Below are 20,318 nucleotides of genomic sequence, written 5' to 3' on the forward strand. Positions count from 1 at the left end.
TCTTCCGGCCGGTAGCGCGCCCACCCAGGAGGACCCGTGGACCGCACGCAGGACGAGGCCGGCCTCGTCGTCATCCCGCCGTCGACCGAGCTGCGCCAGCGCACCCGCGTGCGCGTGCTCATCGACGAGGCCCACCAGGAGGCGTGGAGCGCCCGCCCGGAGGTGACCGCCCGGATGCAGCCGCACCACCCCGCGGACTCCTCCTACGCGCGCGCCGCCCAGCTGCTCGCCGACCGCGACTTCGAGGTCGTGGTCAACGCCGAGGGCCTGCTCACCGCGGACCGGCTCGCGGGCGTCGACGTCGTCGTCATCGCCCACCCCTCCGACCCGCAGTGGGAGGCGACCACCGGCGTCGGCAGCCCGTCGCTCACCGACGACGAGCTGGCCGCGCTGCGCGGGTTCGTCGAGGGCGGCGGCGGCCTGGTGGTGCTGGGCGAGACCGAGGAGGCCAAGTACGGCGCCAACCTGGACGCCCTGCTCGCTCCGTACGGCATCGCCTTCGGCAACGCCACCGTGCAGGACTACGAGCACCACCACAAGGCGCCGAGCTGGGTCCTCGGTGGCGGCACCGACGCACCCGAGGTCGCCGACGTGCTGCACCGGATCGACCAGGTCTGCTTCTACCGCGCCGGCGCCCTCACCGTCGGCGACGGCGCCCGCGCGGTCGTCACGGCGTCCGGCACGGCCTCCCCCGCGAACGCCCCGCTGGTCGCGGTGGCCGAGTCGGGCGCGGGCCGCGTGGTCGCGTTCGCGGACTCCGACCTGTTCGGTGACGACTGCATCTCGGAGTTCGACCACCAGCGGCTGTGGCTCAACACCATGTACTGGGTCGCGCTCCCGTCGTTCGCATCTTCCGACCCGGTCGCGCCGTCGCCGGTGCTGGCCGAACCGAACTGGTCGTCCCTGCTGGCCGCGGTCTCCGCGCTGCGCGCCATGCAGGCCGCCGACGGGACGGTCGACCTCACGGTGCACGATCGCGAGACGGTCGCCGAGCACGTCGCGTCGGCGCGGGCCGCGCTGGCGGCGCTGGCGCCGCACTTCCCCCACGACGCGGACTTCCTGGCACAGCAGGGCCTGGACCTGCAGGCGTGGCTCGACTCCGGCTGCGGCGTACCGGACTTCGGCCCGTCGCTGGAGCTGTTCCGGCCCGAGTCGGTCCGTGCCGACGGCGTCGAGCACCTCAGCGTGTTCCCGATGTACGCGCCCAACGGGACGACCGAGCGCGTCTTCGAGCTGCTGCTCGTGCGCGGGCCGTGGCCGCAGTGGCTGTCCCAGATCGAGCAGCGCGGCTTCCCCAACGACAAGTTCGTGCCGGTGCACCTGCTCGGGCATACCGCCGGGTACGCCACCGAGTGCGCGGTGTTCTTCCCGGAGACCGTCACCGTCTCGGGCAAGGCGCCCAACTACTTCGGCGGCATCTTCTGCGACCGCGAGGCATCCCGCTTCCACGACGTGACCGGCGCCTGCGTCGACGTCGTACGCCTGCAGCTGCCGCCGGACGCCCAGGCGCTGATCGCCGACGAGGGCCTGGCGCGGGACACCTTCCTGCTCTGGGACCTCATCCACGACCGTGCGCACAGCCGCGGCGACCTGCCCTTCGACCCGTTCATGGTCCGCCAGCGGCTGCCGTTCTGGATGTACTCCCTGGAGGAGCTGCGCTGCGACCTGACCTCGTTCGTGCAGGCCGGCGAGATGAAGCAGGACTTCCCGTTCGCGCGGCACGTGCAGTACGCGGTGCTGCTGGACCGGATGCTGCGGTTCCCGGTGACCGGCTCCCGGGTGCGCAACTACGACGGCCTCGGCGGGCAGATCATGTTCGGCTACCTGCACCAGCGCGGCGTCGTCCGCTGGACGGACAACACCCTGGTCATCGACTGGGAGGCGCTGCCCGACGCGGTCGCGGACCTGCTGGCGGAGGTGCAGGCGCTCTACCGGCGCGGCATCGACTCCTCGCGGGTGCGCTACTGGATCGACGCGCACGACTTCGTGTCGCAGTACGTCCAGCCGGCGCTGGCGTCGGCGTGGTCGCCGGAGGCCCGCGCCGAGGGCGCCCCGCCGGAGGACGAGCCGAAGGCATGGGTGGACTCGGTGCTCGACGACGAGTTCCCGCTCAACCTGTTCTTCCGGTCGCTGCAGGGCAAGATGGCCCCGGTGTTCGAGGAGCGAAGCGCGGCGTTCGCCGCAGCCAGGGAGGCAGCAGCGTGACGGATCGGCTGACCGGCCGCAGGGTCGTCATCACCGGAGCGGCCGGCGGCCTGGGTCCGGTGGCGTCCCGCGCGGCTCTCGACGACGGCGCCACCGTGGTCCTGGTGGACGTGGCGCAGGACAAGGTAGACGCGCTGGCCGCCGACCTCGGTGCGGGCGTCGACGGCGCCTACGCGGTCGACCTGCTAGACGCGGAGGCGACCGCATCCTTCGCCGAACGCGTGGCGGCCGAGCGCGGCGGCGTGGACGCCGTCTGGCACCTGGTGGGCGGCTGGAAGGGCGGCACTCCGTTCGAGGTGCAGCCGCTGGAGGACTGGGCGCTGCTGCACGACCTGGCGGTGCGCACGACCTACCACGTGGCTCGCGCGTTCACGACGGCGCTGTTGGACTCCCCGCACGGCCGGTTCCTGTCGGTGTCGTCGCCGCAGGCCACCCGGCCGACCTCGTCCAACGCGGCGTACTCGGTGATGAAGGCCGCCTCGGACACGGTCGTGCTGGCCCTCGCGGACCGGTTCGCCGGGTCGTCGGCGACCGCGAACGTGGTCGTGGTCAACGCGATCCTCACGCCCGCGATGCGCGCGAAGGACCCGGACAAGCCACGACCGGGCTTCGTGGCGGCGGAGGACCTAGCCGAGGCCCTGGTGTGGGCCAGCAGCGACGTCGCGCGCACCATGAACGGTCAGCGGTTGCGCCTCACCCCGTCAGGAGCCTGAGCAGCATGCGCGGTTTCGCCAGCGACAACTACGCCGGCGTCCATCCCGAGGTGCTCGCGGCGATCGCCGCGGTCAACGAGGGCCACGTGTCGTCGTACGGCGCCGACCCGGTCACGGAGCGGGCCGTCGGGCTGTTCCGCGACCACCTGGGCGGGCAGGCCGAGGTGTTCTTCGCGTTCAACGGCACCGGCGCGAACGTGGTGGGCCTGCAGTCGCTGCTGAGCACGTGGGAGAACGTGATCTGCACGTCGACCGCGCACATCAACGTCGACGAGTGCGGTGCGCCCGAGCGGTTCCTCGGCTCCAAGCTGCACGACATCCCGACGCCGGACGGCAAGCTGACGCCGGACCTGGTGCGGGCGGCCTACTTGGGGAAGGGCGACGTGCACCACGTGCAGCCCAAGGTGGTCGCGATCACCCAGTCCACCGAGCTGGGCACCCGCTACACGCCGGACGAGATCGGCGCGCTGGCCGAGGTCGCTCACAGCCTGGACATGTACCTGCACCTGGACGGCGCCCGGATCGCCAACGCCGCCGCCGGGCTCGGAGTGGGGCTGCGTGAGATCACGACGGACGTCGGTGTCGACGTGCTGTCGTTCGGGGGCACCAAGAACGGCATCCTCGGCGGCGAGGCCGTCGTCGCGCTGCGGCCGGGGCTGGCCGAGCGGATCGCGTTCATCCAGAAGCAGTCGATGCAGCTGGCCAGCAAGATGCGGTTCGTGGCGGCGCAGTTCGTCGCGCTGCTCGACGGCGACCTGTGGCTGCGCAACGCCACGCATGCGAACCGGATGGCCCAGCGGCTGCACGCCGCGGTCCGTGACATCGCGGGGCTGGACGTCGTCTACCCGGTGCAGGCCAACGCGGTCTTCGCCTCGCTGCCCGCCCCGGTGATCCCGGTGCTGCAGGACGCATACCCGTTCTACGTGTGGGACGAGGCCTCCCACGTGGTCCGCTGGATGTGCTCCTGGGACACCACCGAGGGTGATGTGGACGCCTTCGCCGCCCTGGCCCGCCGGACCCTGGCCGAGGCCGCGTAGACCCGGCCGAGGCCGCGTAGCCCTGGCAGACAGGGCCCGTCCCCCGGCGCATGCCGGGGCCTCCTCGCCCTTGTCGTCGAATGCTGCCCTGTGGGGGTTTCGGGACCGTCCTGCAACCCCCACGCGCGAGCATTCGACGGGGCCAGGTTCCCGCGCGGTAGGGAGGGCCGGGGAGCCCGGAGTCCGGGTCCCGGGGGGTCAGGGGGTCCGGGCCACCCCGTCGGCGCGGGCGGCGTCGGCGACCGCCACACCGACGGCAGCCGACACCCGCGGGTCGAACACGCTGGGGATCACGTGGTCCGGCGCCAGCTCGTCCCCCACGACGGCGGCGATGGCGTCGGCAGCCGCGACCTTCATCCCCGGCGTGATCCGCGTCGCCCGGACGTCCAGCGCTCCGCGGAACACCCCCGGGAACGCGAGCACGTTGTTGATCTGGTTGGGGAAGTCGCTGCGCCCGGTTGCGACGACGGCCGCGTACTTCTCCGCCACCGACGGGTGGATCTCCGGGTTGGGGTTGGCCAGCGCGAAGATGATCGCGTCGTCGGCCATGGTGGCGACCGCCGACTCGGGCACCTCACCCGCCGAGACGCCGACGAACACGTCGGCGCCGTGCATCGCGTCGACCAGGCTCTCGGTGTGCCCGGCGATGTTGGTGCGTCCGGCCAGCCCGCGCTTGATGTCGTTGAGGTCCTCGCGGCCGTGGTGGACGATCCCCTTCGAGTCCGCCACCGCGACGTCGCCGATCCCGGCGTCGAGGAGCATGTCCGTCACCGCGACGCCGGCAGCACCCGCACCGCTGACCACGACCCGCAGATCGCCCAGGGCCCGCCCGGTCAGCTTCGCGGCGTTCATCAGCGCCGCCGTCACCACGATGGCCGTGCCGTGCTGGTCGTCGTGGAACACCGGAATGTCCAGCCGCTCCTGCAGCAGCCGCTCGATCTCGAAGCACCGCGGCGCGGCGATGTCCTCCAGGTTGATGCCGCCGTAGGCCGGGGCGATCCGCGCGACCGTCTCGACGACGTCCTCGACCGAGGTGCAGTCCAGACAGATCGGCACGGCATCGATACCGCCGAACTCCTTGAACAGCAGCGCCTTTCCCTCCATCACCGGCAGGGCCGCGACCGGCCCGATGTCGCCCAGGCCGAGCACCGCGGTCCCGTCCGTCACGACCAGGACCGAGTTGCCCTTCCAGGTGTAGTCGTACGCCAGCGCCGGGTCCTCGGCCAGCGCCTCGGACACCCGCGCCACCCCCGGCGTGTAGGCCAGCGCCAGCCCCGCACGGTCGCGTACCCGCACCGTCGGCCGGACCTCGATCTTCCCGCCCTGGTGCAGCGGGAAGGCGGGGTCGAGGTCGCGCTCGGTCGTCAGGGGACCGGGCTCGTCCAGCGGCACGGGGGACGGCGGGGTAGGCACGGGGCATCATCCTTCGGAAGGCAGGAAGCGCAGGGCGTACGGGGGACCCGGCGGGTCGGCAGCCGGGAGGTCGGTCGTCGGCCCGTGGTGGGGCCCGGGTCGCCTGCGCAGGGGGTCGGTGCGCGGCGAGCGGCCGGCGTCATCCTCCCACAGCGTCACGCGGACCGCCGCGACGTCGGACCAGCGGCCGGTAGCGGAACCACAACCGCCCGACGACGAGGTCGTCCGACACGGCCCCGAACAGCCGGCTGTCGTCGCTCTCCTCGGGGTTGTCCCCCTCGACCCACCAGCCGCCCTCGACCTGGCGTACCGCTCGCTTCACGACCAGCAGGCCGGGCCGGTCCGGGCGCTCGACGACCACCCGCTGACCGACCCGCACGTCCCGGGTGCGCAGCACGACCCACCACTCCCCCGGCCGCACCGACGGCAGCATGGAGCGCCCCGCGACCTCGACCGCGAGGAACGGTCCGGACCGGATCGCCACGCCCACCTCCGCATCGCCACGCACAACTCCGTCGGCAAGCGGCCTCCGACTGCCGAGCACCGACGACGGCGGTAGTGTCCGACACGAGGAGAAACCCGACGGAAGGACACCCCGATGCTGCTGCGTCTGCTCGCACCGCGGACCACCGTGCACGCCCACTGCGACCTGCCCTGCGGGGTGTACGACCCCGTCCAGGCCAGGATCGAGGCCCAGTCGGTGAAGGCGTGCATGGAGAAGTACCACGCCTCCGACGACCCGGAGTTCAAGGCGCGGGCCATCGCCATCAAGGAGGAGCGGTCGCACCTGGTGAAGGAGCACCTGTGGGTGCTGTGGACCGACTACTTCAAGGCGCCGCACTTCGAGCGCTACCCCCAGCTGAACGACCTGTTCAACGAGGCCACCAAGCTCGCCGGCGCCGGCGGCACCAAGGGCACCGTGGACGTCGCGGTGGCCGACCAGCTGCTGGCGAAGATCGACGAGATCGCCGAGATCTTCTGGGAGACGAAGAAGGGCTGAGGCGCCGAACGGGAGACGGGGCGCCCAGCGTGGCCGACGGAACGATCCGACCGGCCCGGCGCGAGGACGTACCCGAGATCCTCGCCCTGATCCGGGAGCTGGCCGAGTACGAGCGCGCCCCGCACGAGGTCGTCGCCACCGAGGACCAGCTGGCGACGGCGCTGTTCGCCGGCACCGACGAGGGCGCCGACCTGGAGTCGGGCACGCCCAGCGGCCGGCCGGCCGCCTACTGCCTGGTCGTCGAGCACGACCAGGCGGACGGGCGCCGGCTGGCCGGGATGGCCCTGTGGTTCCTCAACTTCTCCACCTGGTTGGGCCGGCACGGCGTCTATCTCGAGGACCTGTACGTCCGTCCCGCGCTGCGCGGGCTGGGCTACGGCCAGGCGCTGCTGGCCCGGCTGGCGCAGGAGTGCCTGGACCGCGGCTACGGCCGGCTGGAGTGGTGGGTGCTGGACTGGAACGACCCGGCGCTGGGCTTCTACCGTGCGCTGGGGGCGCAGCCGATGGACGAGTGGACGGTGCACCGGGTCACCGGCGACGCGCTGGCGGCGCTGGCGTCCCGGTCCCCGTGACCGGCTCGGTGGGGACTACCGTCGGGCTCGAAGGTCGGGACGCCTCGCGTCCCGCGCGCCCATCCGCGGAGGTCCCCCGATGACCGGACGCAGCGTGATGCTGCGCATCCCCGCGTCCAGTGCCTACCTGGTCCTGGCGCGGACCGCGGCGGCGGCGCTGTGCGCGCGGCTGGACTTCCCGCTGGACCGGCTGGAAGACGTACGCCTGGCGGTCGACGAGGCCGTCTCGGCCCTGTTCCCGCACGTCCGCCCGGGCGGCGAGGTGACCTGCCGGTTCGACCCGTACGACGACAACTCCGGTCTGACGATCGAGGTGTCGGCGACGACGGTCGACGGCCGCGGCCCCGGGCCGGGGTCGTTCGCCTGGACGGTGCTGACGGCGCTGGTCGACGACGCCGTGGCGACCGAGCACGAGGAGCACGTCACGCTGACGCTGCGGGTCGGGCGCGACCTGCCGGTGGACGCGTGAGCGGCGAGGGCCGCTGGGGCGAACGCGACCGCGAGCGTGAGCGGGCGCTGCTGGTCGAGCTGGCGGCACTGCCGGAGGACGACCCGCGCCGGCGCGAGGTACGCGACACCCTCGTCACGATGCACCTGCCGCTGGTCGAGTACCTCGCCCGCAGGTTCCGGGACCGCGGCGAGAGCCACGACGACCTGGTCCAGGTGGGCACGATCGGGCTGATCAAGGCGGTGGACCGGTTCGACCCCGAGCGCGGCGTGGAGTTCTCCACGTACGCCACACCCACGATCGTCGGGGAGATCAAGCGGCACTTCCGCGACCGGGGATGGGCGGTGCGGGTGCCGCGTCGCCTACAGGAGCTGCGGATGGCGCTGACCCGCGCCAACGGGGAGCTCAGCCAGACCCTGGGCCGCTCGCCCACCGTCCGCGAGCTGGCCGAGCACCTGGGCATCTCGGAGGAGGAGGTCCTCGAGGGCCTGGAGTCGGCGCAGGCGTACGCGACCACGTCGCTGGACGCAGCGTCCGGCGGCGATGACGGCGACGACTCCCCCGCGCTGGCGGACACCCTCGGCGGCGAGGACGAGGCGCTGGAGGGCGTGGAGTACCGCGAGGCGCTCAAGCCGCTGCTGGCCGCGCTCCCGGAGCGGGAGCGGCGGATCATCCTGCTGCGGTTCTTCCACAACAAGACCCAGTCCCAGATCGCCGAGGAGATCGGCATCTCGCAGATGCACGTGTCCCGGCTGCTGGCGAAGTCGCTGGCCCAGCTGCGCACCGGGCTGGTCGACGACGACGCGTAGGAGGCCGACGGCCACCCGCGGTCCGCTACGCGGTGGGGTCGTCCCCGTTCAGCTCCGCCGACACCGCCGGGGTGAACACCAGCACCGCGCCCACCAGGCCGCAGGCCACGACCGCCGCGCCGACCGCACGCTCGACGCCGCCCTCGGCCTGCAGCAGCGGGATGCCCACCACGAGGCCGAAGATCTGCGCGACCAGGAACGGCGTACGGGCCCACGCCCGGCGCAGCCACAGCCCGCGGGTGAGCCACGCCAGGCCGGCGCCGAACGCCGCGAACACGACGATCTCGGTGACCAGCGCCGGCACGTTGGACACCTCCTCCGGCCCGGTGGTGCCGAGCCGGAGCGCCTCGACGAGCAGGAAGACCGTGTAGGCGATCAGGGCGAGCGCCTCGAGCGCGGCGATCGCGGTCGCGGCGCGCAGGCCGACGGTGCGGGGAGCGGGCGGCAGCGGCACGGCGGCACCCTAACGCCGCCCCGATAGCCTTTCCGCGTGCGCGGCATCCTCGTGGTCAACCACTCCGCCACGGCGACCACGCCGCGGGTCCGGGACGTGCTCGTGCACGCCCTCGCCGACGAGGTCGACCTCGACATCGTCACCACCGACCACCGCGGCCACGCCGCGGAGCTGGGGCGCCGCGCCCGCGAGGAGCGGATGGACGTGGTGGTCACGCTCGGCGGCGACGGGACCATCAACGAGGTCGTCAACGGCCTGCTGGAGCACGGGCCGGGCCCGGACGTCCCGATGATCGCGACGGTGCCCGGCGGATCGGCGAACGTGTTCCCACGCGCCCTCGGGCTCCCCGCGGACCCGGTCGAGGCGACCGGAGAGTTGCTCGACGGACTGCGCGAGAAGCGCACCCGGACCCTCGGACTGGGCCGGGCCAACGGCCGCTGGTTCACCGTCAACGCCGGCCTGGGGCTGGACGCGGAGATCGTGGCGGCGATGGAGCGCCAGCGCGGGGAGGGGCGCGCGGCGACCCCGGGTCGGTACTTCGCCACCACGCTGCGCGAGTTCTTCGTGGCCACCGACCGTCGGACGCCGGCGCTGCGGGTGGTGCGGCCGGGGCTGGAGCCGGTCGAGGGGGTGTTCCTGGCGATCGTGCAGAACACCTCCCCGTGGACCTACCTCGGGCGCAAGGCGGTGGACCCGTGCCCGCTGGCGTCGTTCGACACCGGCCTGGACCTGTTCGCTGTACGCCGGCTCGGCGTGGCCACGTCGCTGCGGACCGCCCGCCGGATGCTGGCCCGCAGCACCGCCGGGTCGACCCGCAAGAGCCTGACCGTGCTGCACGACCAGCCCGAGTTCACCGTCGAGTCGGACCGGCCGGTGGCGTTCCAGGTGGACGGGGAGGGTCTGGGCGAGATCCAGCGGGTGACCTTCCGGGCCGTGCCCGAGGCGCTGCGCGCGGTGGTCTGACGCCCGGTCGGTGGGCGCATTCGTACACACTGCGTCGATATCCGCCCGTCATCTCGTCACTGACTGTGACGAATGGGGCGGCCCGGGGTCGGTGTGACCAAGGCGACAGTGTGGCGCGGCGACCGGTGCGGGATAAGTCTTGTGACGACCCCGGTGCCGTGTCACCCTGGACGCCGGTTGCGGACCGCCACCCCGGTTCCGCGCCGTCCCCGTCCGGAGCAGGCCGACCGACGCATGTCGGCGGTGAGGCGAGGCCGGGGGTACGTGAAGAGGTTCACGAGCACCGACCCCGGTGCTCGCGCCGGGTCCCCCGACCCGGCCTGATGAGGAGGACGCATGGACTGGCGCCACCGGGCGGCCTGCCGTGACGAGGACCCGGAGCTGTTCTTCCCGATCGGCAACACCGGGCCCGCGCTGCTGCAGATCGAGGAGGCGAAGGCCGTCTGCCGTCGCTGCGAGGTCGTCGACTCGTGCCTGAGCTGGGCACTGGAGAGCGGCCAGGACGCCGGCGTCTGGGGCGGACTGAGCGAGGACGAGCGCCGCGCACTGAAGCGGCGCAACGCGCGGATGCGCGCGCGCAGCGCCTGACGCACGCACACGCTGACCGAGGCCCGCACCCCGCACGGGGCTGCGGGCCTCGGCACGTCCGTCCCCGACCCGCCCACGTCCGCGGGGTCCCGCCCTTCCCCCTTCCCGACTGAATGAGTCTGGGCGTTGTGTTCGGCCCCGAACAGGGCCCGCACACAACGCCCAGACTCATTCGGCCGCGACCTGCGGGACCGGAGGGGGACTGCGGGACCGGAGGGGGACTGCGGGACCGGACGGGGACTGCGGGACCGGAGGGAGACAGTGCGTCCGGGGTCAGCGGACGGGGACCTCGAGGACGGCGCGCAGGCCACCACCGGCGGGCCGCTCCAGCCGCAGCGCCCCGCCGAGGTCCTCGGTGACCAGGGTCCGCACGATCTGCAGTCCGAGCCGGCCGGAGGCATCGGGGTCGAAGTCCGGCGGGAGCCCGGCCCCGTCGTCGACGACGGCGACGCACAGCCGGTCCCCGTCCAGCGACGGGCGCAGCCGCACCGTCGTGGCGCCCGCGTGCTCGACGGCGTTCTGCAACAGCTCCGACAGCGCCATCGCCACCGGCGTGGCCACATCCGTCGGCAGCGAGCCGAACCGCCCCTCCCGCACCACCCGGGGCGGTGAGGCCGTTCCGCCCGCGTGCGCGGTCGCCAGATCGGCCACCAGCGCGACCAGCCGGTCGGCGATCTGGTCGAAGTCGACGGAGTCGCCCGGCTCGCGGGCCAGCGTCTCGTGGACCACGGCGATGGCGCCGACCCGCCGGACCGCCTCGTCCAGCGCCTCCCGGGCCCCCGGGTCGTCCAGCCGCCGGGTCTGCATCCGCAGCAGTGCCGCGACGGTCTGCAGGTTGTTCTTCACCCGGTGGTGGATCTCCCGGATCGTGGCGTCCTTGGTCAGCAGCGCGCGCTCGCGCCGCCTCAGCTCGGTCACGTCCCGCAGCAGCACCAGCGCCCCCACGGGCCGACCGCCGCGTCGCAGCGGCAGCGCCGCCACCGACACCGTCGCCGAGGCGTTCTCGATCTCGGCCTCCCCCGCGGCACGGCCGCCGGCGACCAGCGCCAGCGCCTCGTCGACCGGACCCGGCCGGTGCGACAGCTGCACTGCGAGCCGGCCGAGGTCCGCGCCGACCAGGTCGGTGGCCAGGCCGAGCCGGCGCAGTGCCGACACCGCATTGGGGCTGGCGTAGTCGACGGTCCCGTTCGCGTTGAGGCGGACCAGGCCGTCACCGACGCGAGGCGGCGCACCGGTGGCGCCGAGTCCGGTCGCGGCGGGGTAGGCACCGTCGGCCATCATCTCGATCAGGTCGTCGGCGGTGGACAGGTACATCTCCTCCAGCCGCCCGGCCACCCGCGGCGCGGACGAGGAGTGCCGGGCCACCACGCCGATGACGCGGTCCCGATGCCGCACCGGCAGGGCCTCGACCCCGGCCGGCGCGAGGGGACGAGTGGCGTCGCGCCGTAGTACCGGGCGACCGAGCGCGAGGGCCCGGTCCAGCTCCTGTCGGCGCCCACGCGGCGTGAACGACCCGACCACGTCGTCCGGGACGACCGTCAGCGCCGTGGTGGCCCGTACCTGTGCGGCCGCGACGAAGCCCGCGTCGTTCCACGTCGGCAGCCACAGCACCAGGTCGGCCAGCGCCAGGTCGGCCAGCAGGGTCCAGTCCGCGACCAGGGCGTGCAGGCGCTCGATGTCGCCCTCGTCGAGGTCGGTGCGCTCGTGCGCCAGCAGCGTCAGTCCCGCCACGGCGCGAAGGCTACGCCGCCCGCGAGGGGATCCGTCCCGGGCGCACCGTGACGGCCGGTAGCGTCGCCGCCATGACGCAGCCCACCGACCCCGCGGACCTCCCCACGACAGCGCCCGGCGACACCGACCCCGGCGGCACGGTGAGCGGGCACGGCGGGGCGCAGGCGGTCGCTGCGGCGCGCGCCCACGGCGTCACCACGCTGTTCACGCTCTCGGGCGCGCACGTGTTCCCGCTGTATGACGCGGCCGTCGGCGGCACCGACGGCGTGGCGGCGGCGGACGGCGACCCGCGCCGGGCCGAGCGGGAGGGCGCGCTGCGCCTGGTCGACGTACGCCACGAGCAGACGGCGGTGTTCGCCGCGGAGGGCACGGCCAAGCTGACCCGCACACCCGGCTTCGCCGTCCTGACCGCCGGACCGGGCGTCACCAATGGCGTCAGCGCGATCACCTCGGCGTTCTTCAACGCCTCACCGCTCGTCGTCCTCGGCGGCCGGGCGCCGGAGGGTCGCTGGGGCTCCGGTGCGCTGCAGGAGTTGGACCATCCGCCTCTGGTCGCGCCGGTGACCAAGCGCGCGTCGACACTGCGGGACGCCAACGCCATCGCGTCCGGCGTGGACGAGGCCTTCCGGGCGGCGGCCACGCCGCACCGCGGACCGGTGTTCGTGGACGTCCCGATGGACGTCCTGTTCACCCCGGGCACGTCCCCCGCACCCACAGGAGCCGCAGGCACCGGCGCCGACCCGGACGCCGACGCGCTGGACGAGGTCGCCGAGCTACTGGCCGAGGCGCACCACCCGGTCCTGATCCTCGGCGGTGACGTGTGGATGGGCGGGGCGGAGGACCAGGCCCGCCGGCTGGCCGAGCAGGCCGGCATTCCTGTCATCGCCAACGGGATGGGCCGCGGCATCCTGCCCGCCGGGCACCCGCTGCTGGTGACGCGGGCGCGCTCCCACGCGCTCGGCCAGGCCGACCTGGTGCTGGTGGTCGGCACCCCGCTGGACTTCCGGCTGGGGTACGGCTCGTTCGGCGGCCGTGACGGGGCCCCGCCGGCGAAGGTCGTGCACCTCGTGGACGCGCCGGACCAGGTGGCCAAGCACGCCGACCTGGCGGCCTCCGCGGCCGGCGACCTGCGCCTGCTCCTGGACGGCCTGCTCAGCGCCTTCACCGACCTGGTCCGCAGGCCGTCGTACGCCGCCTGGGCGTCCGACCTGCGCGCGCGGGCCGACGCGGCGACCGCGGCCGACGCCGCCGACCTAGGCTCCGACGCCGACCCGATCCACCCGGCCCGGGTGTACGGCGAGCTGGTGCCTCGGCTGGCCGAGGACGCGGTCGTCATCGGCGACGGCGGCGACTTCGTGTCGTTCGCGGGCAAGTACGTCGAACCGCACCGGCCCGGCGGCTGGCTGGATCCGGGGCCGTACGGCTGCCTGGGCACCGGCCTCGGCTATGCCGCGGCCGCGCGACTGGCCCGGCCGTCGTCGCAGGTGGTGCTGCTGCTCGGCGACGGTGCCGCCGGCTTCTCGCTGATGGACGTGGACACGCTGGTGCGCCACGACCTGCCGGTGGTCATGGTCGTGGGCAACAACTCCGGCTGGGCGTTGGAGAAGCACCCGATGCGGTTCCTGTACGGCTACGACGTGATCGCCGACCTGCGGCCGACGGCGTACGACGAGGTCGTCCGCGCACTCGGCGGCGCCGGGGAGACGGTCACGACACCAGGGGAGATCGGGCCTGCGCTGGACCGCGCGTTCGCGTCCGGCGTGCCATACCTGGTCAACGTGATGACGGACCCGGCGATCGCATACCCGCGCTCGACGACCGGCGTCTGACACGCGCGTCGGGGCGGCCCCGAGGATCCGGGACCGCCCCGACGTTGGTTGTTCGGGCACTGCGTGCCGCCTCAGCCGCAGAGGCTGCGGACCAGCGGCTCGGGGTCGACGGCATCGGACTCCCCGCCGCTCTTCCAGTACTCGAAGTGCAGGTGCACGGCACCCGGGGAGCCGGTGTCGCCCATCAGCGCGATGACCTCGCCGGCGCGGACGCGCTCACCACCGGAGACCAGGTGCACCGAGTTGTGGCCGTAGTAGTACTTCGACCCGCTCTGCCCCTGGAACACGATCCGCAGGGCGCCGTTGGACTGCCGACCCTCGCGGACCACATACCCGTTCTCCACGGCGAGCAGCTTCTGTCCCCGGAAGCCCATCAGGTCGATGCCCATGTGCGCGCCGTGCCAGCGGGAGGCGCCGAAGCCGTCGGCGTAGCGGAAGTTGCCCTTGACCGGGCAGGACCGGCCGCCGGTGGTCGCGGGGGCGTCGCCCTGGTCGGACGAGGTCGCCGCGGCGGTACCGGTCGTGGTGGCCGCGGCGGCGCGAGAGGCACGCTCGCCGAGGGCCTTCCAGGTCATGGTCGCCACGACGCCGGTGGTCGGGATGCCCTTGGCCTTCTGGAACCGCTTGACCGCAGCCAGGGTGACCCGGCCGAAGTAGCCGGACACCGGGCGGACCTTGAGCGCCCGCTGCACGACCTTGACGGCGGCGCCGCGGGAGCCGTACCGCAGCACCGGCGGAGCGGCGGCACGGGCGACGGCCGGCGCGGCTGCGGCGGCGGGTGCCGGAGCCGCGGCCGGAGCAGGAGCCGCAGCCGGGGTGGGTGCGGCGAGCGCTGCGGGAGCGGCGAGCAGCCCGGCGGCGAGGGTGCCCGCGGACAGCATGCTCGCGGACACGATGCGAAGCGTTCGGGCGCGTGCGCGCGGCGCAGTGGTTCCCCTCATGGGTGGCCTCCGGCGCCTGCGGGGTGAGCTGTCGGGTTCGGCCTGGAGGTGGCCGGCCGCCTGGTGGCGGCTTCACCCCAAGGGCGCACCGTCGGTGCGCCCGGTGTGGGTCCCCCGCTCCTGCCCGAGCGGTTCGTGGGTGGCTCCCTCGGCGGGGGCAGGACTCGGCGTCCGCCGCGGGGCCCCTCCCTCCCTCGGGAGGAGCGGGGGAACGGTAACAGAACGGTGACGGTCGTCACCACTTCGTGTCAGGAATGTCCCAGTTGCGGGTGTCCGTCCTCAGCCGTTCGGGCGATCCTGGGCAGCCGACCGGTCGCGGCGGCCGGCTGCGAGCATGTGGCCCGTGACCGCTCCCGGGACCGCTGATGTCGTCGTACGCCCGGCCCGCGCGGACGAGCTGCCGGCGGTCGGCGCGCTGACCGAGGCGTCGTACCGCGCGGCCGGCGCCCTGGACGGCGACTCGGGGTACGAGGTGACGTTGCGGGACGCCGTCGGGCGGGCCGCGGCCGGGCCGGTGCTGGTGGCCGAGCGCGAGGGCGCGTTGGTCGGCACCGTGACCATCTGCCCCTGGGGGACGGAGTACTCCGAGCTGGCCCGCGAGGGCGAGACCGAGTTCCGGTTCCTGGCCGTGGCACCCGAGGCCTGGGGCGCCGGCATCGGGCCGCTGCTGGTGGACGCGGTCGAGTCGTACGCCCGGGGTGCCGGGTCGCACGCGCTGGTGCTGTTCGTGCTGTGGTCCAACGACGCCGCGCACCGGCTGTACGCGCGACTCGGCTTCTCCCGCGTCCCCGACCGCGACTGGGAGCCCGTCCCCGGCATCGTCCTGCAGGCCTACCGCCGCGGCATCGACAGCCGGACTCCCGGATGACCCCACTAGCGGTTGTGGTGGCGGGTGTGGGAGCTACAGCTCGCGCAACCGGCACCACAACGCGGTCGGCAGGGCAGAGCGCGAAGCGCGACCGACCCGTCAGCCCAGGCGGCTGAGGAAGCGGTCCCGGTCGACGACCACCCGGGTCACCTCGCCGCGGGCCGCCACCACGGGGCCGTCGCCGAGGTCGTGCTCGGCGACGACGTCGAAGTGCAGCGTCCGCCCGTCGACTACGCGTACCTCGGCGCGCACCACCACCGACTCGCCCACCGGGGTGGCGGCCAGGTGGTCCATCACCACGCGCGTGCCGACCGACGTGCTCCCCGGCGGCAGCGCGCCGGCTACCGCGGCCACGGTCGCCGCCTCGCACAGCGCCACGAGCCGGGGCGTGGCCAGAACGGGGACATCGCCACTGCCGAGGGCCGTCGCGGTGTCGGCGTCACCGACGAGATGCGTCAGGTACGCGTCACGCCCGGGCTCGAGGGACTCCGCGGGGTCGACCCGGTCGGCGGCGGGGCTCATGGCGCGCCACCCTAGGTGACGGCCCCCGACAGCGCCGGCTCCGGGTCAGCGGCGGACTCTGCGGGCCCAGCATCCGATCCGACGGCCGCGGGACGGAAGGTCCGGCGGTAGGCCTGCGGGGACGTGCGCCGCAGCCGGACGAAGTGGTGGCGCATCACCGCGGCCGAGCCGAATCCGCACCGCCGCGCGACCTCCTCGACCGGCAGGTCGGTGCCCTCGAGCATCCGCTGGGCGGCCAGCACCCGCTGGGTGAGCAGCCACGAGTAGGGCGTGGTCCCCGTCTCCGCCCGGAACCGCCGCGCGAACGTCCGCGGCGACATCACCGCGCGCTGCGCCAGCGACTCCACCGTGTGCTCCTCGTCCAGGCGCTCCAGCAGCCAGGCCAGCAGGGGGCCGAGGCCGTCCGAGGGGCATGCCGGGAACGGTGCCTCGACGAACTGCGCCTGGCCGCCCTCGCGGTGCGGCGGCACCACCATCCGGCGGGCCACGACCCCGGCCGCCCGGGCCCCGAACTCCGAGCGGACCACGTGCAGGCAGGCGTCGATGCCCGCCGCCGTGCCGGCGCTGGTCAGCACGGGACCGTCCTCGACGTACAGCACGTCCGGCTCGACCGTCGCGGACGGCACGGCGCGTGCCAGCTCGTCGGCGAACATCCAGTGCGTCGTGCAGCGACGGCCGTCGAGGAGCCCCGCCGCCGCGAGCACGAACGCCCCGGTGCACACGCTGAGCACGCGGGCGCCCCGGTCCACCGCCGCCACCAGCGCCTCGGCCACCCCGGGCGGCAGCGGACGGCCGCCCGCGCCGGGGTCCCGGCCCACTCCGCCGGCGGCCGGCACGGCGACGAGGTCGGCGGTCGCGAGCCGCTCGAGGCCGGCGTCCGGCGTCAGGGTGAACCCACCGACCGACGTGCGCAACGGCCCGGCCTCGCCCGCGACGACGGCGAAGTCGAGCGGGGGGACGCCGGACTCGCTGCGGTCGACGCCGAACACCTCGCAGACGACTCCGAGCTCGAACGGGGACACCCCGTCCAGGACCACGGCGGCGACGGTGCGCAGCATGGGATCAGTGTGGCAGGAACTCGACGGTATCTGTCAATACTGCCACTGGTGTCAGTTTTGTGACAGACGCATGATTTCTGCCATGACGACGACACTGATGATCCTGGTCCTGATCCTGCTGCTGGCGGCCGTGGCCGCCCTCACCGGTCGCCTGGTCGCGTCGGACCGGTCCGGCCGGCCGCCGCGGTCCCGCTACGACGACATGCCCGCGACCTGGCTCCCCCGCTGGGTGTGAGTCGGTCGGCCGATCCCGGGCCCGGCGACCGCGATGCCGCCGGCCCCGGGGTCAGGCCACCAGCCCCAGGCGACGCAGCTCGACCATGAGGTCGTGCGGGGCCGACGACGCGGCCAGCGCCTCGTCCAGGGTGATGATCCCGTCGCGGAACAGCGCGGTGAGGTGCTGGTCGAACGTCTGCATCCCGTAGAAGCCGCCCTCCTCGATCAGGCTGGTGATCGTGGAGGTCTTCTCCGGGTCGATGATCGCGTCCGAGACGCGGCCGGTGTTGACGAGCACCTCCATGGCCACGCACCGGCCCAGCCCGTCGGCCCGCGGCACCAGCCGCTGGCACAGCACCGCCTTGAGCGCGCCGGCCAGGGACAGCCGTACCTGCTTCTGCTCGTGCAGGGGGAAGAAGTCGATGACGCGGGACACCGTCTCCTGCGCGTCGGCGGTGTGCAGGGTCGACATGACGAAGTGACCGGTCTCGGCCGCGGCGATGGCGGCCTTCACCGTCTCCACGTCGCGCATCTCGCCGATGAGGATGACGTCGGGGTCCTGCCGCATGGCGGCCCGCATCGCGATGCCGAAGTCCGCGGTGTCCACCAGCACCTCGCGCTGGTTGACCATCGCCAGCTTGTCCTGGTGCAGCACCTCGATCGGATCCTCGATCGTGACGATGTGCACCTCCCGGTTGCGGTTGATGTTGTCCACCATGCCCGCGAGCGTCGTCGTCTTGCCGGAGCCGGTCGGGCCGGTGACCAGCACGAGGCCGCGCGGCTCCAGCGACAGCGGGGCCAGCACCGACGGCAGGCCGAGGTCCTCCAGCGGGATCGCGCCGACGGACACCCGCCGGAACACCAGGCCGACGGAGCCGCGCTGCCGGAATGCGTTGACGCGGAAGCGACCCACACCCGGGATCGTGTACGCGAAGTCGGCCTCGGACCGCTCGTCGAACTGCTCGATCAGGTCGTGCCGCAGCACCTCGCGCAGGATGTGCTCGGTGTCCTGCGGCCGCAGCGGGGGCACGTCCAGGCTGCGCAGCCGGCCGTCGATCCGCAGCCGCGGCGGGGAGGCCACCTTGCAGTGCAGGTCCGAGCCACCGCTGTCCACCAGGGCACGCAGCAACGGCTCGACCGAGGTGGGTGGCACCTCATCGCCGTACGCGGACTTCAGCCGGCGCTCCGGCAGCTCGCTGGCCAGGCGGAACGGCGCGATGTCCTCCGTCGGGCCTGCCGCGATGTCCTCGGCCGCGTGGTGCTGCTCGCGCCCGAGGTCCTCCAACTCGGCCTGGCGCTCGTCGATCGTCGCCTCGTCCACCGTCCGCCCCCTTGGCGCTGCGCCGGCCGCGTCCGCGGCCCGGCGATTCAGCCTACGACCACCAGGACGTCGCCCTCCTGGACGACGTCACCCTCTCGGACGCAGACCTCCACGACCCGGCCGGCCTCTTCGGCCAGCACCGGGATCTCCATCTTCATCGACTCCAGGACCACCAGGGTGTCGCCCCCTGACACGGGGTCGCCGGTGGACACCACGACCTTGAACACGGCGGCGACCATGTCCGCCCGCACCTCGCTGGCCATGACCACTCCCTCTGCGTCCCGACCGCGGCCCCGCCGGCGCATCCTCGCACCCTCGCCCCCGGCCGTGTCGGTGGCTCAGCCGACCCGCTCCAGGTCGCGCTCGACCGTACGTGTCAGCACCGCGACGACGTCGGGGTCGTAGTCGCTCACGGTCGCCAGGTTCAGGCGCTCCAGCGCCTGCAACCGGCGGTCGCTCTCCACCGAGGCTCCGACCAGGTCGTCGTACGCGTTCACGGCACGGATGATCCGGCTGCCCAGCGGCAGGGTCGGGTCCGGGGCGCCCCGGTGCGGGCGCCAGGGATCGGCCTGCCGCTCGATCATGAGCGCGACCTCGTCCATGACCCCGGTCTGCCGGATGACGGCCGACCCCAGTTCGGCGATGCGCCGCTGGTCCTCGTCGCTCACCATCGTCGTGGCGCCGCCGGGGATCGGCTCGGGCAGGGACAGCTGGCCGATGTCGTGCAGCAGGGCGGCGTACTCCAGGTCCACCAGCTGCCGCTCGGTCATCCCGAGCTGGCGGCCGATGTCGACGGCCAGCGCGCTGACCCGGCGGGCGTGCCCGGTCTCGGAGTAGCCCCCGATCTCCGTCACGCGGGCCAGCGCCCGGATCGTCTGGATGTACGTCCGCCGGATGCCGGCGTAGCGGCGGAACGCGAACCAGGTCAGCAGCAGCGGCAGCGCGAACACCGGCAGCGACCACAGCCCCATGTGGGGGGTGGCCAGGGCGATCAGGATGCCCGTGGCACCGACCGCCGAGCCCATCCCGGCCAGCGCGCGGATCTCGTCACCGAGGGTCGTGGTGAACGGTGCCCGCGCGCCCGACGCAGCCACCGCGGAGGCGATCAGGGCGTCGGCCAGCGAGCCGATCGCGGCGACGACCACCATCGCCAGCGCGAGCGCGGGGCTGGCGGAGTGCGGGACCAGGTCGGTCTCCAGCAGCGGCCGGAAGATCACCGCGACCAGCGTCACGACCAGGACCCGGCGGGCGAACTCGTCCGGCTGGATGCCACGGCCCGCGACCACCCCGGGGACCGAGCCGACCAGCAGCCCGATCGTCGTGACCAGCACGACCTGGGTCGCTCCGTACGACAGGTCCGTGCCGTTGTAGGCGGGCAGCAGCGCGAAGGCCAGCGTGCCGGCCGCGGCGAGCGGCGCGGCCTCCCGCTCGCCGGGAAGGCGTACGCGCAGGACCTCGCCGACCGCGATGAAGGCGCCGAACGCCACGCTGAGGACGACGGTGCCATGCTCCAGGCCCGCCACGGCCACGGTCGCGGCCGAGGCGACCACGACGATCGCGGCGAGGACGAGGAACGGCAGCGCCGCCCGGGAGGCGCTGTCGGCGCTCCGGCGGCCGGGGCTCACGGGGC

Annotated in this window: 22 protein-coding genes and 1 riboswitch; of the genes, 12 read left to right on the forward strand and 10 right to left on the reverse strand. The window is 73.8% G+C overall.

The annotated features are described in order from the left end of the window. Positions 1–36 precede the first annotated feature (36 nt). Genes R2737_01170 through R2737_01180 form a run of 3 tightly spaced genes read left to right on the forward strand, consistent with a single transcriptional unit; the run spans position 37 to position 3,955 of the window. The gene (locus tag R2737_01170) at positions 37–2,205 is read left to right on the forward strand and encodes a DUF6421 family protein (protein MEZ5114850.1); all 2,169 of its coding nucleotides are present in this window, start codon (positions 37–39) and stop codon (positions 2,203–2,205) included. Continuing rightward, on the forward strand, positions 2,202–2,918 hold the full coding sequence (locus R2737_01175) for an SDR family oxidoreductase (protein ID MEZ5114851.1): 717 nt from the start codon (positions 2,202–2,204) through the stop codon (positions 2,916–2,918). Before R2737_01170 ends, R2737_01175 begins: the two co-directional genes overlap by 4 nt. Positions 2,919–2,923: 5 nt before the next feature. Next, complete coding sequence (locus R2737_01180) at positions 2,924–3,955, forward strand: low specificity L-threonine aldolase (GenBank protein MEZ5114852.1); 1,032 nt, start codon at positions 2,924–2,926, stop codon at positions 3,953–3,955. A gap of 198 nt (positions 3,956–4,153) precedes the next feature. On the opposite strand, the gene R2737_01185 is transcribed toward R2737_01180, so the two are convergent. Continuing rightward, complete coding sequence (locus tag R2737_01185; protein MEZ5114853.1) at positions 4,154–5,368, reverse strand: NADP-dependent malic enzyme; 1,215 nt, start codon at positions 5,366–5,368, stop codon at positions 4,154–4,156. 139 nt (positions 5,369–5,507) lie between these two features. Beyond that, positions 5,508–5,852: a S26 family signal peptidase gene (locus R2737_01190; protein MEZ5114854.1), complete on the reverse strand. Its 345-nt coding sequence runs from the start codon at positions 5,850–5,852 to the stop codon at positions 5,508–5,510. 114 nt (positions 5,853–5,966) lie between these two features. Between R2737_01190 and sodN the strand changes: the two genes are divergently transcribed. The 4 genes from sodN (at position 5,967) to R2737_01210 (ending at position 8,197) form a co-directional block, all read left to right on the forward strand. Continuing rightward, positions 5,967–6,368 carry a superoxide dismutase, Ni gene (gene sodN / locus R2737_01195; protein MEZ5114855.1) on the forward strand — a complete coding sequence of 134 codons (402 nt, stop codon included), beginning with the start codon at positions 5,967–5,969 and terminating at the stop codon, positions 6,366–6,368. A 29-nt stretch (positions 6,369–6,397) separates the two neighbouring features. After that, positions 6,398–6,940 carry a GNAT family N-acetyltransferase gene (locus R2737_01200; protein ID MEZ5114856.1) on the forward strand — a complete coding sequence of 181 codons (543 nt, stop codon included), beginning with the start codon at positions 6,398–6,400 and terminating at the stop codon, positions 6,938–6,940. A gap of 79 nt (positions 6,941–7,019) precedes the next feature. Further along, positions 7,020–7,409, forward strand: coding sequence for an anti-sigma regulatory factor (locus R2737_01205; GenBank protein MEZ5114857.1), 390 nt, complete (start codon positions 7,020–7,022; stop codon positions 7,407–7,409). After that, entirely contained in the window at positions 7,406–8,197 is a 792-nt protein-coding gene (locus tag R2737_01210; protein MEZ5114858.1) for an RNA polymerase sigma factor SigF, read from the forward strand. Before R2737_01205 ends, R2737_01210 begins: the two co-directional genes overlap by 4 nt. 25 nt (positions 8,198–8,222) lie before the next feature. Here the strand turns inward: R2737_01210 and R2737_01215 are convergent, their stop codons facing one another. Next, a complete protein-coding gene (locus R2737_01215) occupies positions 8,223–8,651 on the reverse strand; it encodes a hypothetical protein (protein MEZ5114859.1) in 429 nt (142 codons plus the stop codon). A 36-nt stretch (positions 8,652–8,687) separates the two neighbouring features. Here R2737_01215 and R2737_01220 point away from each other — a divergent pair, with 36 nt between their 5' ends. Both R2737_01220 and R2737_01225 read left to right on the forward strand, forming a co-directional pair. Then, on the forward strand, positions 8,688–9,614 hold the full coding sequence (locus tag R2737_01220; GenBank protein MEZ5114860.1) for a diacylglycerol kinase family protein: 927 nt from the start codon (positions 8,688–8,690) through the stop codon (positions 9,612–9,614). Positions 9,615–9,950: 336 nt separating this feature from the next. Beyond that, positions 9,951–10,202, forward strand: coding sequence for a WhiB family transcriptional regulator (locus tag R2737_01225; GenBank protein ID MEZ5114861.1), 252 nt, complete (start codon positions 9,951–9,953; stop codon positions 10,200–10,202). A gap of 273 nt (positions 10,203–10,475) precedes the next feature. Here R2737_01225 and R2737_01230 read toward each other — a convergent pair whose 3' ends face one another. Beyond that, entirely contained in the window at positions 10,476–11,933 is a 1,458-nt protein-coding gene (locus R2737_01230) for a sensor histidine kinase (protein MEZ5114862.1), read from the reverse strand. 71 nt (positions 11,934–12,004) lie between these two features. On the opposite strand from R2737_01230, the gene R2737_01235 reads away from it, so the two are divergent. Beyond that, positions 12,005–13,762, forward strand: coding sequence for an acetolactate synthase (locus tag R2737_01235; GenBank protein MEZ5114863.1), 1,758 nt, complete (start codon positions 12,005–12,007; stop codon positions 13,760–13,762). A 71-nt stretch (positions 13,763–13,833) separates the two neighbouring features. Here the strand turns inward: R2737_01235 and R2737_01240 are convergent, their stop codons facing one another. After that, on the reverse strand, positions 13,834–14,655 hold the full coding sequence (locus tag R2737_01240; GenBank protein MEZ5114864.1) for a peptidoglycan DD-metalloendopeptidase family protein: 822 nt from the start codon (positions 14,653–14,655) through the stop codon (positions 13,834–13,836). 65 nt (positions 14,656–14,720) lie between these two features. Then, positions 14,721–14,833, reverse strand: a riboswitch (cyclic di-AMP (ydaO/yuaA leader). 213 nt (positions 14,834–15,046) lie between these two features. Here R2737_01240 and R2737_01245 point away from each other — a divergent pair. Next, positions 15,047–15,571 carry a GNAT family N-acetyltransferase gene (locus tag R2737_01245; GenBank protein ID MEZ5114865.1) on the forward strand — a complete coding sequence of 175 codons (525 nt, stop codon included), beginning with the start codon at positions 15,047–15,049 and terminating at the stop codon, positions 15,569–15,571. A 99-nt stretch (positions 15,572–15,670) separates the two neighbouring features. Here R2737_01245 and R2737_01250 read toward each other — a convergent pair whose 3' ends face one another. Together R2737_01250 and R2737_01255 are read right to left on the reverse strand one after the other, a co-directional pair. Continuing rightward, positions 15,671–16,093 carry a hypothetical protein gene (locus R2737_01250; GenBank protein ID MEZ5114866.1) on the reverse strand — a complete coding sequence of 141 codons (423 nt, stop codon included), beginning with the start codon at positions 16,091–16,093 and terminating at the stop codon, positions 15,671–15,673. 11 nt (positions 16,094–16,104) lie between these two features. Next, the gene (locus R2737_01255) at positions 16,105–17,151 is read right to left on the reverse strand and encodes a helix-turn-helix domain-containing protein (protein ID MEZ5114867.1); all 1,047 of its coding nucleotides are present in this window, start codon (positions 17,149–17,151) and stop codon (positions 16,105–16,107) included. Between the two features lie 82 nt (positions 17,152–17,233). Between R2737_01255 and R2737_01260 the strand changes: the two genes are divergently transcribed. Then, positions 17,234–17,386 carry a hypothetical protein gene (locus R2737_01260; GenBank protein ID MEZ5114868.1) on the forward strand — a complete coding sequence of 51 codons (153 nt, stop codon included), beginning with the start codon at positions 17,234–17,236 and terminating at the stop codon, positions 17,384–17,386. A gap of 51 nt (positions 17,387–17,437) precedes the next feature. Here R2737_01260 and R2737_01265 read toward each other — a convergent pair whose 3' ends face one another. The 3 genes from R2737_01265 to R2737_01275 all read right to left on the reverse strand — a co-directional run bounded on the left by R2737_01265 (position 17,438) and on the right by R2737_01275 (position 20,313). Further along, the gene (locus tag R2737_01265; protein MEZ5114869.1) at positions 17,438–18,688 is read right to left on the reverse strand and encodes a PilT/PilU family type 4a pilus ATPase; all 1,251 of its coding nucleotides are present in this window, start codon (positions 18,686–18,688) and stop codon (positions 17,438–17,440) included. A 47-nt stretch (positions 18,689–18,735) separates the two neighbouring features. After that, a complete protein-coding gene (locus tag R2737_01270; protein ID MEZ5114870.1) occupies positions 18,736–18,951 on the reverse strand; it encodes a biotin/lipoyl-binding carrier protein in 216 nt (71 codons plus the stop codon). 75 nt (positions 18,952–19,026) lie between these two features. After that, positions 19,027–20,313 carry an HD domain-containing protein gene (locus R2737_01275; GenBank protein ID MEZ5114871.1) on the reverse strand — a complete coding sequence of 429 codons (1,287 nt, stop codon included), beginning with the start codon at positions 20,311–20,313 and terminating at the stop codon, positions 19,027–19,029. Positions 20,314–20,318: the final 5 nt, after the last annotated feature.

Source organism: Candidatus Nanopelagicales bacterium, from assembly GCA_041393815.1.
GTDB lineage: Bacteria > Actinomycetota > Actinomycetes > S36-B12 > JAWKJK01 > JAWKJK01.

What these genes read in the sequence shown, in the direction of transcription:
- R2737_01270 (MEZ5114870.1), bottom strand. Translation starts at nt 18,951, where the DNA reads ATGGCCAGCGAGGTGCGGGCGGACATGGTCGCCGCCGTGTTCAAGGTC.
- R2737_01235 (MEZ5114863.1), top strand. Translation starts at nt 12,005, where the DNA reads ATGACGCAGCCCACCGACCCCGCGGACCTCCCCACGACAGCGCCCGGC.
- R2737_01205 (MEZ5114857.1), top strand. Translation starts at nt 7,020, where the DNA reads ATGACCGGACGCAGCGTGATGCTGCGCATCCCCGCGTCCAGTGCCTAC.
- R2737_01250 (MEZ5114866.1), bottom strand. Translation starts at nt 16,093, where the DNA reads ATGAGCCCCGCCGCCGACCGGGTCGACCCCGCGGAGTCCCTCGAGCCC.
- R2737_01180 (MEZ5114852.1), top strand. Translation starts at nt 2,924, where the DNA reads ATGCGCGGTTTCGCCAGCGACAACTACGCCGGCGTCCATCCCGAGGTG.
- R2737_01255 (MEZ5114867.1), bottom strand. Translation starts at nt 17,151, where the DNA reads ATGCTGCGCACCGTCGCCGCCGTGGTCCTGGACGGGGTGTCCCCGTTC.
- R2737_01260 (MEZ5114868.1), top strand. Translation starts at nt 17,234, where the DNA reads ATGACGACGACACTGATGATCCTGGTCCTGATCCTGCTGCTGGCGGCC.
- sodN (MEZ5114855.1), top strand. Translation starts at nt 5,967, where the DNA reads ATGCTGCTGCGTCTGCTCGCACCGCGGACCACCGTGCACGCCCACTGC.
- R2737_01225 (MEZ5114861.1), top strand. Translation starts at nt 9,951, where the DNA reads ATGGACTGGCGCCACCGGGCGGCCTGCCGTGACGAGGACCCGGAGCTG.